Genomic DNA, 14,210 nt, shown 5'->3' on the forward strand with positions numbered 1-14,210 from the left:
TCTTCTCAAAAAAGCCCTACGGATTATCCGCAGGGCTTTTTTAATGCGCTTTAAAAGCGTTTCAGGCAGCCTGAAACGATAATTGTCCCATGAATTACGACACCCCTATCTCTAAACATTGGCAACTTGCCCCCAATGGCAACGGCATCACGCAAGGCGCGGACGACATTGATTTGTGCATACACCATATTTTGTCCACGCGCAAAGGCGCAGATGTGTTGCGCCCCGACTTTGGCTCAAACCATTTTGACTATTTGGACACGCCCGAAGATGTGTTTATCCCCAATGTGGTGCGTGAAGTGGTTTTAGCCATTCAGACTTGGGAAAAACGAGCGGTAGTGGAAAACGTGAAATTTGAAGGCAATGCACCACACATCACCATGATTGTGCAATGGCGCGTGGCTGATGAAATTTGGGGCGAATTGCACCAAACGCGGATTTATTCGGGGAAATAACACATGAACATGAAAGATTTGCAACGCGAAAACGTCAAAATCGTGGACGACAATCCCGAAAAAATCCTGTCCGAGATGATTGCCGATTATGAGCAGCGAACAGGCAAAACTCTGCAACCAGCGCACATTGAACGCTTACTGATTAACACTTTCGCCTACCGAACCACATTGACCCACCAGCAAATCAACGAAGCCTATCGCCAACAGCACGTCCGTTTTGCCACAGGTTTGATGTTGGATTTGTGTGGTGATGATGTGAATACGCCACGTTTAGAAGCGAGCGCGGCGCGTTGCACTTTGCGTTTTAGCGCGACTGAATTTGTGGGCGAAGTCAATATCCCGATGGGTACACAAGTTTCGGTGGGCGATGTGGTGTTTGCCACAATTGAACAGGGGCAATTATCGCCAAATCGTCCGCAAATGGATTTACAGGCAGCCTGTTTGGAAACGGGTTTGCGCGGTAATGGCTGGGCAGTAGGACAAATCAATACGCTTATCACATCGCTCACAGGCGCACGAATGACCGCGCACAATATTTCTGTGCCGACTGGTGGAGCGGAAGTGGAAAGCGATGATGCCTACCGCGAGCGCGTGTTGCTTGCACCTGAAAGTTTCTCGGTCGCAGGTTCGGTGGGTGCGTATCAATATTGGGCGCGAGCGGTGTCGCCAGCGATTTGTGATGTTCATGTTGCCAATGCGTTGGACAATTTGGGTAACGCGATTGGTGGCACGGTGGCGGTTACCGTTTTAACCAAAACAGGGCTGCCTGAACGTGAATTGTTGGCGCAAGTTCAAACTGAATTATCAGGCGAAAAGAAACGTCCACTCTGCGACACGGTTTCGGTGCGTGCGCCTGAAACGGTGGATTATGCCTTGAACGCGGAATTGGTTTTATTCACAGGTGCAAATGCGCTGGAAGTGAAAGCAGCAGCCGAAAGCGCGTGGGCAAAATACGAAAGCCAAAGACGTGAAAAATTGGGCGGCGACATTGTGCCGCTTGATATTCAAAAGGTTTTACAAGTGGCTGGCGTGTATAACGTGATTTTGAATGCACCGACTCTGCGGATTATTCAGCCTAATCAATGGGCACGATGCACTTCCGTTCGCATTTTAATCAAAGCGGAGCAGCAAGATGGCTAAATTAAGCTATGCAGAAATCATTGAACGCGACCAACGCTACAAAATTTTAGCGGATTTGGGTTTGCGTTTGGATTTGGTGGATACGCCAAAATTGATGCCGCGTTTGGTGGATTTGCTTGCACCTGAACACCTTGAATTGCTTGCCGAAAGCCGAAGTATTTTGAATGAAGATGGCTACTGGCTGGCGGAAAGCGACAGCGCAAGGCGCAAATTGATTAAAGGTGCGTATGAATTGCACAGATACAAGGGGACACCGTGGGCGGTGCGTGAAATTGTACGGCGTTTGGGATTTGGCGAAGTGCAGATTATAGAAGGGCTAGGCAACAAAAAACACAATGGTGAAATTACTCGTGATGGAAAATATGTGTATGGACATCATGACCGATGGGCGCATTACCGTATTCTGATGAGTTACCCAATCACAAATGACCAATCCTTTTTACTTCGTAAAACATTAGCAGCATTTGCACCAGCGCGTTGTGTGTTAGCAGCTTTGGATTTTCAGGCTGCTGCTTTAAAACATGACGGTAGAGCCCAACGCAATGGGCAATTCAACAGAGGAACAGCATAAATGGCAAATTTACGCGAAACAGCAACATGGGAAGCAGGGATTTATCAATGGGAAACGTCCGATCCAGTAATGGGAGGCGAAAACGGTATTGATAATAGACCCACACGTCAATTGGCAAATCGTACTTTGTGGCTAAAAAATGAGATTGCGCGAGCCATCGCGCTTATCGGCACAAATCAGCAAACCGCAACCCAACAATTTGCGCTAAAAACCACCAGTTTGACTGCTGGGGCTGGTTTATCGGGCGGTGGCGTGTTGCGCGACAACATGACTTTGTCGCTGGGTACGCCGTCAAAAATCACAGCGACAAGTCAAAACAGCGCGGTTTCTAATACGCATACACATGAAATTGATAAAGCAACGACAAGCGTAGCGGGTATTGTTAAATTAAACAATACTTTAACAAGTGATGCACAAAATGAAGCATTGACTGCAGCGCAGGGGAAAATTTTAGCAGAACAAATTGCAGCAAAAACGTGGGACGGAATTGTTGGTAAACCAGTTTTGCAACAAGTACAAGATATGCGCTCACCTGTCCCAAGTATTACACCTGTCGTGGCATTTCAAGATGCCACCCCCGAGCAATTACCAGTGGGTGTATATGAGGGCTTTTCTGATAAAGCGAAATTAACTAATGTGCACATTAATGGTAGCTTGAAAACAGTTAAATTGTGGCGTGATCGTACTGGTGCTGTGGCAATTTATCGTGAAAGTAAACTGCCTAATGGCGAAGTATGGCGGCAATACGCAAATGGAAATTTGTCTGGCTGGGGTGAGGCATTTCGCATAGATGGTGTGGATTGGGCGAATATTCGTGATAAACCGAACACATTTTCAGGTTACGGCATTACAGGCAGTCAATCGTTGAGCGGTAGTATTGAATTGACAAATGCCTATCCTGCGGTGGTCTTGAAATCTACAGCGACAGGGACAACAAAAAAATGGCTGTTTGAAGCAAGTGCAGACAATGCTTATTTTGTTCAACGTGATAGTGCCGCAAATTCAGGTGGCGTATTACTGAATTTACCAACACGCGCTGGTACGCTTGCACTAGATGGCGATGTCGTTAAATTGTCAGGTAATCAAACAATTGGCGGCGAAAAAACCTTTTCAGGCAGCCTGAATGTATTGTCCGCTAGCGGTGTATCAGTAAAACATAGCGATAGAACATTTGTGTTCGCAATTGGTACGGATAGTTGTTACTTGCATAATACAAAATCAAGTAAAACATTGCGATTGAAAGACAACGGTACGCTTACTTATGCTGAACAGCCTGTTTACCATGGCGGCAATAAGCCTACTTGGGCGGATTTGGGTTATGCCCCTGTGCAACAAGGTGGTGGTGTTGGGCAAAATAATAACGCAATAAAAATTGGTTGGAGTGGCTCGCGCTTAAAAGCACAAGTTGATAACACAGATTTGGGCAACATTGTTTTTGATAGTCAATTAGATAATGCCGTGCCGAGCGGCACAGTTGTCTATTTTTTGGGTACAAATGCCCCGTCGGGCTGGTTAAAGGCAAACGGTGCAGCGATTTCACGCACAACATACTCACGATTATTTGCTGCAATCGGAACGCATTATGGCGCAGGTGATGGCTCAACGACATTCAATATTCCTGATTTGCGTGGTGAGTTTTTGCGTGTGTGGGACGATGGGCGTGGTAATGATGCGGGGCGTATTTTGGGTAGTTGGCAGGGCGATGAATTGCGCTCACATAGCCACGGAACAAACTGGGGTTTGTATCACGAGGCTGGTGTTACGGATAATGCAATCGCAAGCGGTAATATTGGACGTTGGGAAGGTTCATTCAATCTTGCTACAGCACACACGGGGGGCGGCGAAACTCGTCCACGCAATATTGCCCTTTTAGCTTGCATTAAAATTTAATTAAATCAAAGGAAAATAAAATGGATTATTCAAAATTAGACTGGCAAAAAATCTTTTATAAACCTGTTTGTCAATTAGATGAGAACGGCGTATTTCTGTTTACAACGACCGCCGAATTGGATTGTTACGCAAAAGATGGAAGCTATTTAATTCCTGCAGGTTGCTACGAAATTACGCCGCCTGAAGCCAAAGATGGATACGCCGCACAATATGATTTTGCAAACCAAGTGTGGATTTATCAACCCGACCATCGCGGCGAAACCGTTTATAACACCGCAACAGGCTTGGCACAAATCATCACACAAATCGGCGAATTGCCTGAAAATGTAACAACAGAGCCACGCCCCAGTGAACATCACGAGTGGGACGGCACAAAATGGACTATTCCCACCGAAACAGCCTACCGATTAGCAGCAGAAAGTTTTCAGGCTGCTAAAGATAAGCGCGTTCAAGAACTCAATACAGCAGCGCAAAACTTTATCGCGCAAGCTGCTGGCACGAATAAAGTGCCAGAGTTTGAATTGCAATCATGGAATTTACAAGCAATTGAAGCGAAAGCATGGGCGCAAAATCCTGAAGTACCAACCCCGATTTTAGACAAAATCGCGGCAGCGCGTGGTGTACCAGCCGATGCGCTGAAACAGGCGGCATTGCGTAAAACCCAGCAATATGAAGCATTGACAGCGTTTGTTGTGGGACAACGCCAAGCATTGCAAACACAAATTGAAGTGGCAAAAACATTAGATGAATTGAGCGCAATTGAAATCGCGTTCAGGCTGCCTGAAAGTGGGGCAGCAGCATGAGCGAATTTTACTTGGCTTGCTACAAAGGCAAAAAGCAAGGTAAAGACCTGAAAACTTTATTATTCAAAAGTTTGGATTGGCTCGTGCGAAAAGCCACAGGCGGCGAATACGCACATTGCGAAATCGCCGTTTCACGCCATGATGGACAATTTGATTGCTATTCAAGCAGTTTGCGAGATGGTGGTGTGCGTGTCAAAACCATGCACCTGCCATCGGATAAATGGGATTTAATCCCCATTCAGCAAGATTATTTGTCTTTGATTTATCGCTTGAATACGCATTTTGGCGCGACCAAAGGGCAAAAATACGATTATTGGGGTGCAATCGGTGTGGTTTGGCGAATCGGACGGCAACATCCGAAACGCTGGTTTTGCAGCGAGTGGTGTGCCAAAGTGCTGGGCTTGGAAAATTCAGCGCAATATAGCCCAAACAGCCTTGCTCACCGTTTCCAACTGATTAACAGCTTTACCCGAAAATAAAAAAAGACGGCTGCGCGGCGGTGTCGTAACCACCGTTCTCCGCGCCAGCTTTCGGCAGCAGTCCCTGCGTTCAGCCTTTTTAACCGTACTCTTGCAAGAGCGGTTGAATTGTCGCACAAGACACAGGATTTTCACAATATGCAACATCGTTACAAAAACGCTTTTCCATCATATCGCGCCTTAATTTGCCAAGATTGCAAACGCAAACTTGGCGAAGCCACAGGCACAGATTACCAAATCATGATGAAATGCAGACGTTGTAAGCACTTTAACACTTTTAATGCTTAATTTTTTTCAGCGTACCTTTGCGTACCCAACCAGCGCGTGTGTTTGGACACAGGCACACGCGCTTTCTTTGAGGGCGCAATATGACGCAAAATTTTTATCAAGCACCGCTCCCTTTCACAGGGCAAAAACGCCGCTTTTTAACGGCATTCAAACAGGTTTTAAACCAATGTATCGCCGATGATGGTGTAGGTTGGACAATTATTGATGTGTTCGGCGGTTCAGGTTTGCTGGCACACACGGCAAAACGCGGCAAACCTGCTGCTCGCGTGATTTACAATGATTTTGATGATTATGCCACGCGTTTGCAAAACATCAACGATACCAATCGTTTGCGACAAATCATTTTTGATTTAACCCAGCACATTCCGCGCAATCAAAAGCTGCCTGAAAATACACAAAAACAGGTTCAGGCAGCCTTAAAATCATTTGACGGCTATGTTGATTTGCACAGCGTGGCAAGTTGGTTGCTGTTTAGTGGTCGGCAAACGACTGATTTAGATGATTTGTTGCACAATCACACTTATTACAATGGCGTTCGCATCAGCGATTATCCACAGGCAGACGGCTATTTAGACGGTCTGGAAATCACATCGCAATCGTATGCCGATTTATTGCCCCAATGGATTGGGCGCGACAAGGTACTGTTTTTGTTTGACCCACCGTATGTTTGCACCGCGCAAGGCGCATATCGTAACGAAACCTACTTCGGAATGGTGGAATTTTTGAAATTGATGCGTTTGGTGCGACCGCCATTTGTGTTTTTCAGTTCCACGCGGTCGGAGTTCTTGGATTATTTGAACTTGGTTATTGGCTACAAATTGGACGGCTGGGAACACTTTGCTGGCTATCGCAAAATCAATGTTCAGGTTCATTTGAATAAAAACGCGCAATATGAAGACAACTTGGTGTATAAATTAAATAGTGCATTTGAGATAGCTTAAACAACAAACAGCAAATACGACGGTATCATCGCATTTGCTGTTTTATTTTTGTAATGGTATTGCAGATAGTGAAACAAATTACAAGATAATTTATCTTGCCAAGATAAGAGTAAATTTCGTGCATGGCATCAGATTTAGCACAAAAACGCCATGTTCAAGTTATCAATCGTCATAAAAATTATTGTATACTTTGTAATGTAGTGTAATTTTTCAAATATAAAATGATATGGAGAACACAAATGAGCAATTATATTGCCAAAATGACCTTATTATTGGGGATTTTCGCATTGACCGCTTGCGAAAAAGAGCAAGCCAATCCAAACACACCGCCCAAAGAAGTCAAAAGCGTTTACCGTGTTGCCAGCGAATTATCCAAATTTCCTGTGGTGATGCACGACACCAAAACGAATAAAGTAGAAGGTTTTGAAGCTGAATTGCTGCAAGCCGTTGCCGAAAAACAAGGTTTTACGGTGGAATACACCATTGATACTTGGCAAGGTTTATTAAATAAATTAGATAATAATCAAGCGGATATGTTATTAGGTTCCATAACCATTACCGATGAACGCCGCCAAAAAATGGATTTTACCGACCCCGTTTTGCCTTACAAAACAGGTGTGATGGTTATACCCAAACTGGCGCAAGCCAAATCATTCAGCGAGTTAAAAGGCAAAAAAGTGAATTTGCGCCAAAACACTGTTTACGAGAAATTGACACCGATTTTTGCCAATGAATCGGGTTCAAATATGGTCTATCCCGAGAGCGTGTGGGGGCAGGTGAAAAGCCTGATTAGCGGCGAATCCGAAGCAATGGTGGGCGCGAGCATTACTTTGGAATATTATAAAACCAGATACCCTGAACACAATTTCCACATTATTTACGAAGCCAATTCGCCCATTTCGCATTACGGTTGGGCGGTGAAAAAAGGCGATAATGAATTGGTACATCGCTTGAATATGGGCTTGAATAAAGTCAAACAAGACGGCACCTACGACAGAATTTACCAAAAATATTGGTCTAAACAATAAGGGATAAGGAAATGAATTTAAACGATATGTTTGCAAAACAATTTTTCAGGCAGCCTGAAATGACCGTCCGCGCACACGGTCGCGTGAATTTAATCGGCGAACACACCGACTACAATGACGGTTTTGTGTTCCCCTGCGCGATTGATTTTTACACCGATGTTGCCGTTGCAGCGAATGAAAACAGCCAAGTGTCTGTTTACGCAGTAGATTATGACGAGCGCGATGAATTTGATTTGCGCGAAGCCATTGCATCATCAGATAAACAATGGGCAAACTATGTGCGTGGCGTGGTGTGGGCATTGCAGCAGCAAGGTTTTGATTTTCCGAAAGGTTTTCAAATGGCGGTACACGGCAATGTGCCGCAGGGCGCAGGTTTGAGTTCATCGGCGGCTTTGGAAGTGGCTGTGGGCAAAGCGATTTCGCAACTGTTTGATTTGAAATTGGAAAACGCACAAATCGCCAAAATCGGACAATTTGCCGAAAATGAATTTGTCGGCTGCAAATGCGGCATCATGGACCAACTGACCAGCGCGTGTGGCGAAACCGATTGCGCTTTGTTGATTGATTGCCGCAGCCTGCAAATCCAAGACATTGAATTTCCGAAACATTTAAGCGTGATGATTGTGCATTCTCATGTAAAACGCGGCTTGGTCGGCAGCGAATACAACACGCGCCGCGAACAATGCGAAACAGCAGCAAAACACTTTGGCGTGAAAGCCTTACGCGATGTGTCGCTGGCTGAATTTGACGCAGGCAAAGCGGGTTTGGACGAGATTGCCGCCAAACGCGCGCGCTACATCATTCAGGAAAATCAGCGCACTTTGGACGCAGCAAAAGCATTGCAAAACAATGATATCGCCACTTTGTCGCGCCTGATGGCGGAAAGCCACATCGGCATGTGCGATGAATTTGAAATCACGCACCCTGCTGTGGATTTGTTGGTGGATTTGATTGGCGAAATCGTTGGCGAACGCGGTGGCGTGCGCATGACAGGTGGCGGTTTTGGCGGTTGTGTGGTGGCGTTGTTGCCGCATGATTTGGTTAATGATGTGAAAAATCATTTGGCGCAACATTATGAAAAACAAACGGGTTTGAAAGAAGAAGTGTTTGTTTGTACGGCGCATTCTAGGGTTCATGTTTTGTAAATGATTCAGGCAGCCTGAACGGTTTAACGCCCGATAATGATTTTATCGGGCGTTTTGTTTTTTAAAATAAAAATTGATGTGAAAATAATGAAAAATCAACCATTTCCGCATTTTCAGGCTGCCTGAAAAAGCCCAATTTTTCATGCAAACGCAAACTCGCGCCATTGTGCGGCAACACGCGCCCACGAATTTCACACGCTCCCAGTTCGCCAAACGCCCATGCCAATGCCAAATGCCCCATTTGTGTGCCATGCCCACGCGGACAATCGGGCGCGGTGTAAAAGCCCCATTCCCAACAATCTGTTTTTTCAGGAATTTGGGTAAAACTGATGTAGCCTTGTGGCATTTGATTGACCGTGTAAATCAACATTTTGAAATTGGGGTTGCTTAATTGTTTTGTAAACCAATTTTGATGATTTTCCCAAATCAATTCATCTTGTTGCAACATGAATTGGCGTATGCTGATGTGGTTGCGCCAGTCAAAAATCATTTTCATATCATCATGTTGTGCGGGGCGGATTTGTGTGTGGTCGGTTTGATGAGTGATGTTCATGATTTGATTGATGACACGCGCCACGCCTTTGCCATCACACAGCTTTTTGGCATTTTCTGCCATTTGCGACAGGTTTTCAGGCTGGCTGAAAGTCGCCAAAGCCTTTTGCCATTTTGCTGAACCGATTTCTGCCACATCAAATGCCAATGCTGCGCCAACTGATTGTAATTGTTGGGCAATAGGGCGTTGATTATCCGCCAAAACCAGTAAAATGGTGGGCAAACCCAAACAACAACGCTCCCAAGATGTGCTGCCTGCCGCGCCAATCGCCCAATCCGACTGCGCCATCAATTCAGCCATATTGTTTGCATTAACAATCACTTGGCAGGGGAAAGGTGCATTTTGGGCAAAATGGTGAATGCTGGCAATATGCGGTGCGCTCGCGCCCATGACCACGGTTAAATCAAGCGTATTTTTGCCATTTTCTGCCAAATTTTGCAAGATTTTGAGTGTGATGTTGTCTTTGTCCACACCGCCCAAATTCAGCAAAACCTTTTGCAGGCTACCTGAAAATGCTTTTTTTACTGATATTTCAGGCATTTTATTGCGCCAAAATGCAAATTCTGGGCGCAACAAAGCATAGCGCGTACCCGCCAAAACGCGACAATGGGGCGGCAACAAATCGGCATAATCTTGGGCGCGGTGTCCCCAATTTTGGTCAATTAAAACATCGGCTTGGTGTGGGCGGTCGTGCAAATCGTCTATCACGGCGATTTTGGTTGGGCAAATTTTTTGCGCGAGATTTTGCCATGTCGCGTCCAGCGCGTAGTGGTCGCAAATAATCCAATCGGGTTGAAAATCAAGGATATGTGGTTCGCATTCGGCAAAATCGCGTTCTTGCGTTGTGCCTAGCCACGCGGCATGTTTCAGGCTGCCTGAAAACCCATGTTTTCCCTCCCCTGCTTGCGAGGGAGGATTAGGTTGGGGGCAAGGCAACAAAATACATTCAAATCCTTGTTTTTCAATCAAATCTGCCAAATGCCCCACATGGGCGTGTGTGATGAATTTTGCCGTATGCCCTTGTTCGCGCAAGGCATTTGCCAAAGTCAGGCAACGCATGACGTGTCCGCTCCCGATTTGTAGGGAAGCGTCTGCTCGGAAAAGGAATTTCATTTTTTCTTTTTCTTAAAATAACTTAATTGCTTTTGTGCTTTATTTAATCGCGTTTCTCTAAAATGATTTAAGCGCGTTTTCATTTCAGTCATGATTTGTTCTGTTGAATGATTCCCCGCTGCTACATTGAATGTAATGAGTGGAAATCCCCATTTTTTATTTAAAAGTATCAATTTTCTTTTGATACCCGATGTGCGTGCCAAAAAAATGCTTTCATCATACACATCAATACAAATGAATTTTTGCCTTTGTATCGCGATGGTGCTGATAAAGGCGATGTCTTGCCATTGAATTAGCCCCCATGTATTACTGTGGTCAATGATGCCCTGTGCATTGATTTCCAATATGGGGCGATTGCGCTGTAACAGTTTGATGAACCCCATTATGCTGCACAAAGCAAACAATGCGCTACATCCCACCCCAATCATGACCTTTTCCATATCGTTTTTATTTAAACTGTCTGTGATGATGACAACGCCAATAAGCACAAAAGCCATCGCCCCTAATATCGAGAAAGCCAATTTGGTTTTTGAAGGATAAATGTAAATGGTTTCACTCATTTTGTTTTCCTTTTCAGGCAGCCTGAAAAATTTTCGCCAATAATGCTGCGCGTTCCCAATCATCAGGCGTATCAATATCTTGCACCCGATAACGCGGCAATTTCACACCCACGCTTTTGCTGTTGAAAATCGGTTTTTGTGCCAGCCAAGCACTTGTTTTTCCCCAATAAAATTGCCCTGCGTCATGCCAAGCGGTTGCCAAATCTTGCGAACGCACGGCAAACATTTCAGGTTGGAACATCGCCACTTCGCCCGCATCGTCCAATTTCAAAGCGCGTTGAATGGGGAAAGCGTAATCGGTTACGGAAAAGGTAAAATCCGCGCCCGTTTCACGCAATTTTGTTGCGCCAATTTGCAAATCGACTGCCTGAATAAAGGGCGCAGTCGCATAAATGCAGCAAGCGATGTCGCCATGCCAGCCGCCTTGTTTTTGCATAAAATCAACCGCATGGGCGATGACTGCGCCCGTGGTGGCAAAATCGTCCGATAATTCGGCTGGGCGCGTAAATGGCACTTCCGCGCCATATTGTTGCGCGATTTGGGCGATTTCATCGTCATCGGTGGACACGATAATGCGTTCAAAGCAGCCTGAATGTTGCGCCACCAAAATACTGTGGGCAATCATGGGTTTGCCATTGAATAATTTAATGTTTTTGCGTGGAATGCGTTTGCTGCCGCCACGCGCTGGGATAATCGCTAGGGTCATGTTCAGGCTGCCTGTAATGCGCGTTTCAATGTCTCAACCACTTGTTTTTGTTCATTATCTGATAAATCAAAATACAAGGGCAAACTGATTGCCTGTGCATAATAATGTTCCGCATTGGGGAAATCGCCGTGCGCGAAACCGAATTGTTCGCGGTAATACGGCTGCGTATGCACAGGAATATAATGCACATTCACGCCAATGCCATTTTGTCGCAAATAAGCAAATACTTGACGGCGTTTTTCTGGCGCAACCAGCACGGGATACAAATGCAATGCTGACACATTTTCAGGCTGCCTGAACGGTAAGCCCACAGGTAAATCCGCCAATAAATCATCATATTGTGCTGCCAATACATGACGGCGTGCCACAAATTCGTCCAAACGCGATAATTGGCTTAAACCCAACGCGGCTTGCATTTCGGTCATGCGGTAGTTATAGCCTAAATCAATCTGTTGATAATACCAAGGGGGCGGAAAATCATTTGCCAAACGCTCATTTTGCTGACATAAATCCGCCATAACTGCGTTGGAATTACTCGCCAATGTGGCGCATTGGCTCGTATTTCCGCCTTGTTCTGACGAATTTCTGCCATCAAACTGAACATTCGTCAAACGATTTTCCGCCCCTCCATCTGATTCGCCGACCATTTCGCTGTTTTCGCGTGTAATGCCATGTGAACGCAGTCGCGCCATTTTGTTTGCCAAATCAACACTATTGGTGGTTGCCAAGCCCCCTTCAGCGGTGGTGATGATTTTCACAGGGTGGAAACTGAATACGGTAATGTCGCTAAATTCGCAATTCCCCACCTTACCACCGCGATAGCTTGCGCCAATCGCATGAGACGCGTCTTCAATGATTTTAAAGCCATATTCGTCCGCCAATTGTTTGATGGCTGCCATATCGCAAGGTTCGCCACACAAATGCACAGGCACGACAATTTTCGGCAGACAGCCTGCGATTTTGGCTTGGGCTAATTTTTCGGCTAAATGATTGATGGAAATATTAAATGTTTTCGGGTCTATGTCCACAAAATCCACGCGTGCGCCGCAATACAGGGCGCAATTGGCGGACGCGACAAAGGTGGTCGGCGTTGTCCACAACACATCGCCCGCGCCCAAACCCAGCGCAAGACAGGCAATGTGCAGCGCAGAAGTCGCGCTGTTTACCGCAACGGCGTGTTTTGCGCCGCAATATTGTGCCAATGCTTGTTCAAATTCAGGAACTTTATTGCCTTGTGTCAGATAGGGGGATTTTAATGTGGCGACAACGGCGGCGATGTCGGCTTCAGAAATGGTTTGTTTACCGTAGGGTATCATCTTGTTTTCTCTTGTAAATCGTGAGTGAAACTTTTTTCAGGCTGCCTGAAATCATCAGGCAGCCTGAAAACTTAAATTTTGCCAATTTTATTCTGATTTGCTGAAATCCATGCTTTCAACTCATCTTGTGTCATCCACTCTTTATTGTTATCACTAGAATAAACAAAACCTTCAGGCACTTTTACGCCATCCTTAATGCGTTCAGGTGATTCTCCCCAGTTATTAATCACAGGCAAAATTTTAAAATGTTCGGGATATTCATAGGTGTAATAGGAATCTTCAGCACTAATCATTTGTTCATGCAATTTTTCTCCTGGGCGAATACCAATGATTTCTTGTTTACATTCGGGTGCGACTGCAGTCGCCAAATCGCCGATAGTCATAGATGGGATTTTCTTCACATAAATTTCACCACCAACCATATCTTCAAATGCATGCCAAACCAATTCCACGCCTTGTTCTAAAGAAATCATAAAACGTGTCATACGGCTGTCGGTAATCGGCAACACGCCTTTGTCTTTGATTGATAAGAAAAAGGGAATGACCGAACCGCGCGACCCCATGACATTGCCATAGCGCACCACCGCAAAGCGCGTACCGTGTTCGCCCGAATAGGAGTTGCCCGCCACAAACAGTTTGTCGGACACGAGTTTGGTTGCGCCATACAAATTCACGGGGCTGCTGGCTTTGTCGGTGGAGAGCGCGACCACTTTTTTCACGCCTTTGTCTATGCAAGCGTCAATCAGGTTCATCGCGCCATTGATGTTGGTTTTGACGCATTCAAAGGGGTTGTATTCGGCTGTGGGGACGATTTTGGTGGCAGCGGCATGAACCACATAATCCACGCCGTCCAAAGCGCGATACAGGCGGTCTTTGTCGCGCACATCGCCAATGAAAAAGCGGACGCGTTTGTCGTTGGCGAATTGTTTTGCCATGTCCCATTGTTTCATTTCATCGCGTGAAAAGATGATGATTTTCTTGGGATTGTATTTTGCTAAAGTCATGGGAACAAAGGTGTTGCCAAACGAGCCAGTTCCGCCCGTTACCAATATGGTAGAGTTATGTAACATAATGTTTTACCAGTAAAAAATAATAAATAAAAATGTGTTTCAGTTTTTCAGGCTGCCTTTCAGTACACGACAACTACATGTAGGGTGCGTATTACGCACCGAAATTTCAATTATTTGAATGATTTGGTGCGTGGTACGCACCCTACATTTTG

15 protein-coding genes are annotated in these 14,210 nt (G+C 45.5%); 10 read left to right on the forward strand and 5 right to left on the reverse strand.

Going from position 1 to position 14,210, the window contains the following annotated elements:
- The first annotated feature begins 89 nt into the window (after positions 1–89).
- The 10 genes from Q338_RS03170 (at position 90) to galK (ending at position 8,740) form a co-directional block, all read left to right on the forward strand.
- Positions 90–455 (forward strand): GPW/gp25 family protein, encoded by a 366-nt coding sequence (locus Q338_RS03170; protein ID WP_034291850.1) that lies wholly within the window; start codon positions 90–92, stop codon positions 453–455.
- 3 nt (positions 456–458) lie between these two features.
- Positions 459–1,595, forward strand: a complete 1,137-nt coding sequence (locus Q338_RS03175; protein WP_034291852.1) for a baseplate assembly protein — start codon at positions 459–461, stop codon at positions 1,593–1,595.
- Complete coding sequence (locus Q338_RS03180) at positions 1,588–2,166, forward strand: phage tail protein (RefSeq protein WP_034291854.1); 579 nt, start codon at positions 1,588–1,590, stop codon at positions 2,164–2,166. The genes Q338_RS03175 and Q338_RS03180 overlap by 8 nt, the downstream gene beginning before the upstream one ends.
- Positions 2,167–4,056 (forward strand): phage tail protein, encoded by a 1,890-nt coding sequence (locus Q338_RS13670; RefSeq protein WP_051968453.1) that lies wholly within the window; start codon positions 2,167–2,169, stop codon positions 4,054–4,056.
- Between the two features lie 20 nt (positions 4,057–4,076).
- Positions 4,077–4,859: a tail fiber assembly protein gene (locus tag Q338_RS03190; RefSeq protein WP_051968454.1), complete on the forward strand. Its 783-nt coding sequence runs from the start codon at positions 4,077–4,079 to the stop codon at positions 4,857–4,859.
- Positions 4,856–5,338, forward strand: a complete 483-nt coding sequence (locus Q338_RS03195) for a hypothetical protein (RefSeq protein ID WP_034291855.1) — start codon at positions 4,856–4,858, stop codon at positions 5,336–5,338. Before Q338_RS03190 ends, Q338_RS03195 begins: the two co-directional genes overlap by 4 nt.
- Positions 5,339–5,476: 138 nt before the next feature.
- On the forward strand, positions 5,477–5,626 hold the full coding sequence (locus Q338_RS14750; RefSeq protein WP_169815839.1) for a hypothetical protein: 150 nt from the start codon (positions 5,477–5,479) through the stop codon (positions 5,624–5,626).
- An 80-nt stretch (positions 5,627–5,706) separates the two neighbouring features.
- A complete protein-coding gene (locus Q338_RS03200) occupies positions 5,707–6,567 on the forward strand; it encodes an SAM-dependent methyltransferase (protein WP_034291857.1) in 861 nt (286 codons plus the stop codon).
- Positions 6,568–6,806: 239 nt separating this feature from the next.
- Positions 6,807–7,595: a substrate-binding periplasmic protein gene (locus tag Q338_RS03205; protein WP_051968456.1), complete on the forward strand. Its 789-nt coding sequence runs from the start codon at positions 6,807–6,809 to the stop codon at positions 7,593–7,595.
- Between the two features lie 11 nt (positions 7,596–7,606).
- Entirely contained in the window at positions 7,607–8,740 is a 1,134-nt protein-coding gene (gene galK, locus Q338_RS03210) for a galactokinase (protein WP_051968458.1), read from the forward strand.
- 61 nt (positions 8,741–8,801) lie between these two features.
- On the opposite strand, the gene pseG is transcribed toward galK, so the two are convergent.
- The 5 genes from pseG to pseB all read right to left on the reverse strand — a co-directional run bounded on the left by pseG (position 8,802) and on the right by pseB (position 14,058).
- Positions 8,802–10,406 (reverse strand): UDP-2,4-diacetamido-2,4,6-trideoxy-beta-L-altropyranose hydrolase, encoded by a 1,605-nt coding sequence (gene pseG, locus Q338_RS03215; RefSeq protein WP_034291859.1) that lies wholly within the window; start codon positions 10,404–10,406, stop codon positions 8,802–8,804.
- Positions 10,403–10,966 carry an STM3941 family protein gene (locus tag Q338_RS13675; RefSeq protein ID WP_051968459.1) on the reverse strand — a complete coding sequence of 188 codons (564 nt, stop codon included), beginning with the start codon at positions 10,964–10,966 and terminating at the stop codon, positions 10,403–10,405. The genes pseG and Q338_RS13675 overlap by 4 nt, the downstream gene beginning before the upstream one ends.
- A gap of 13 nt (positions 10,967–10,979) precedes the next feature.
- Positions 10,980–11,672 (reverse strand): pseudaminic acid cytidylyltransferase, encoded by a 693-nt coding sequence (gene pseF / locus Q338_RS03225; RefSeq protein WP_034291861.1) that lies wholly within the window; start codon positions 11,670–11,672, stop codon positions 10,980–10,982.
- Between the two features lie 2 nt (positions 11,673–11,674).
- Positions 11,675–12,988, reverse strand: a complete 1,314-nt coding sequence (gene pseC, locus Q338_RS03230; protein ID WP_034291862.1) for a UDP-4-amino-4,6-dideoxy-N-acetyl-beta-L-altrosamine transaminase — start codon at positions 12,986–12,988, stop codon at positions 11,675–11,677.
- Positions 12,989–13,059: 71 nt separating this feature from the next.
- The gene (pseB, locus tag Q338_RS03235) at positions 13,060–14,058 is read right to left on the reverse strand and encodes a UDP-N-acetylglucosamine 4,6-dehydratase (inverting) (protein WP_034291864.1); all 999 of its coding nucleotides are present in this window, start codon (positions 14,056–14,058) and stop codon (positions 13,060–13,062) included.
- Positions 14,059–14,210 lie beyond the last annotated feature (152 nt).

Origin of the sequence: Alysiella crassa DSM 2578 (assembly GCF_000745955.1) — a bacterium.
Taxonomy (GTDB): Bacteria; Pseudomonadota; Gammaproteobacteria; order Burkholderiales; family Neisseriaceae; genus Simonsiella; species Simonsiella crassa.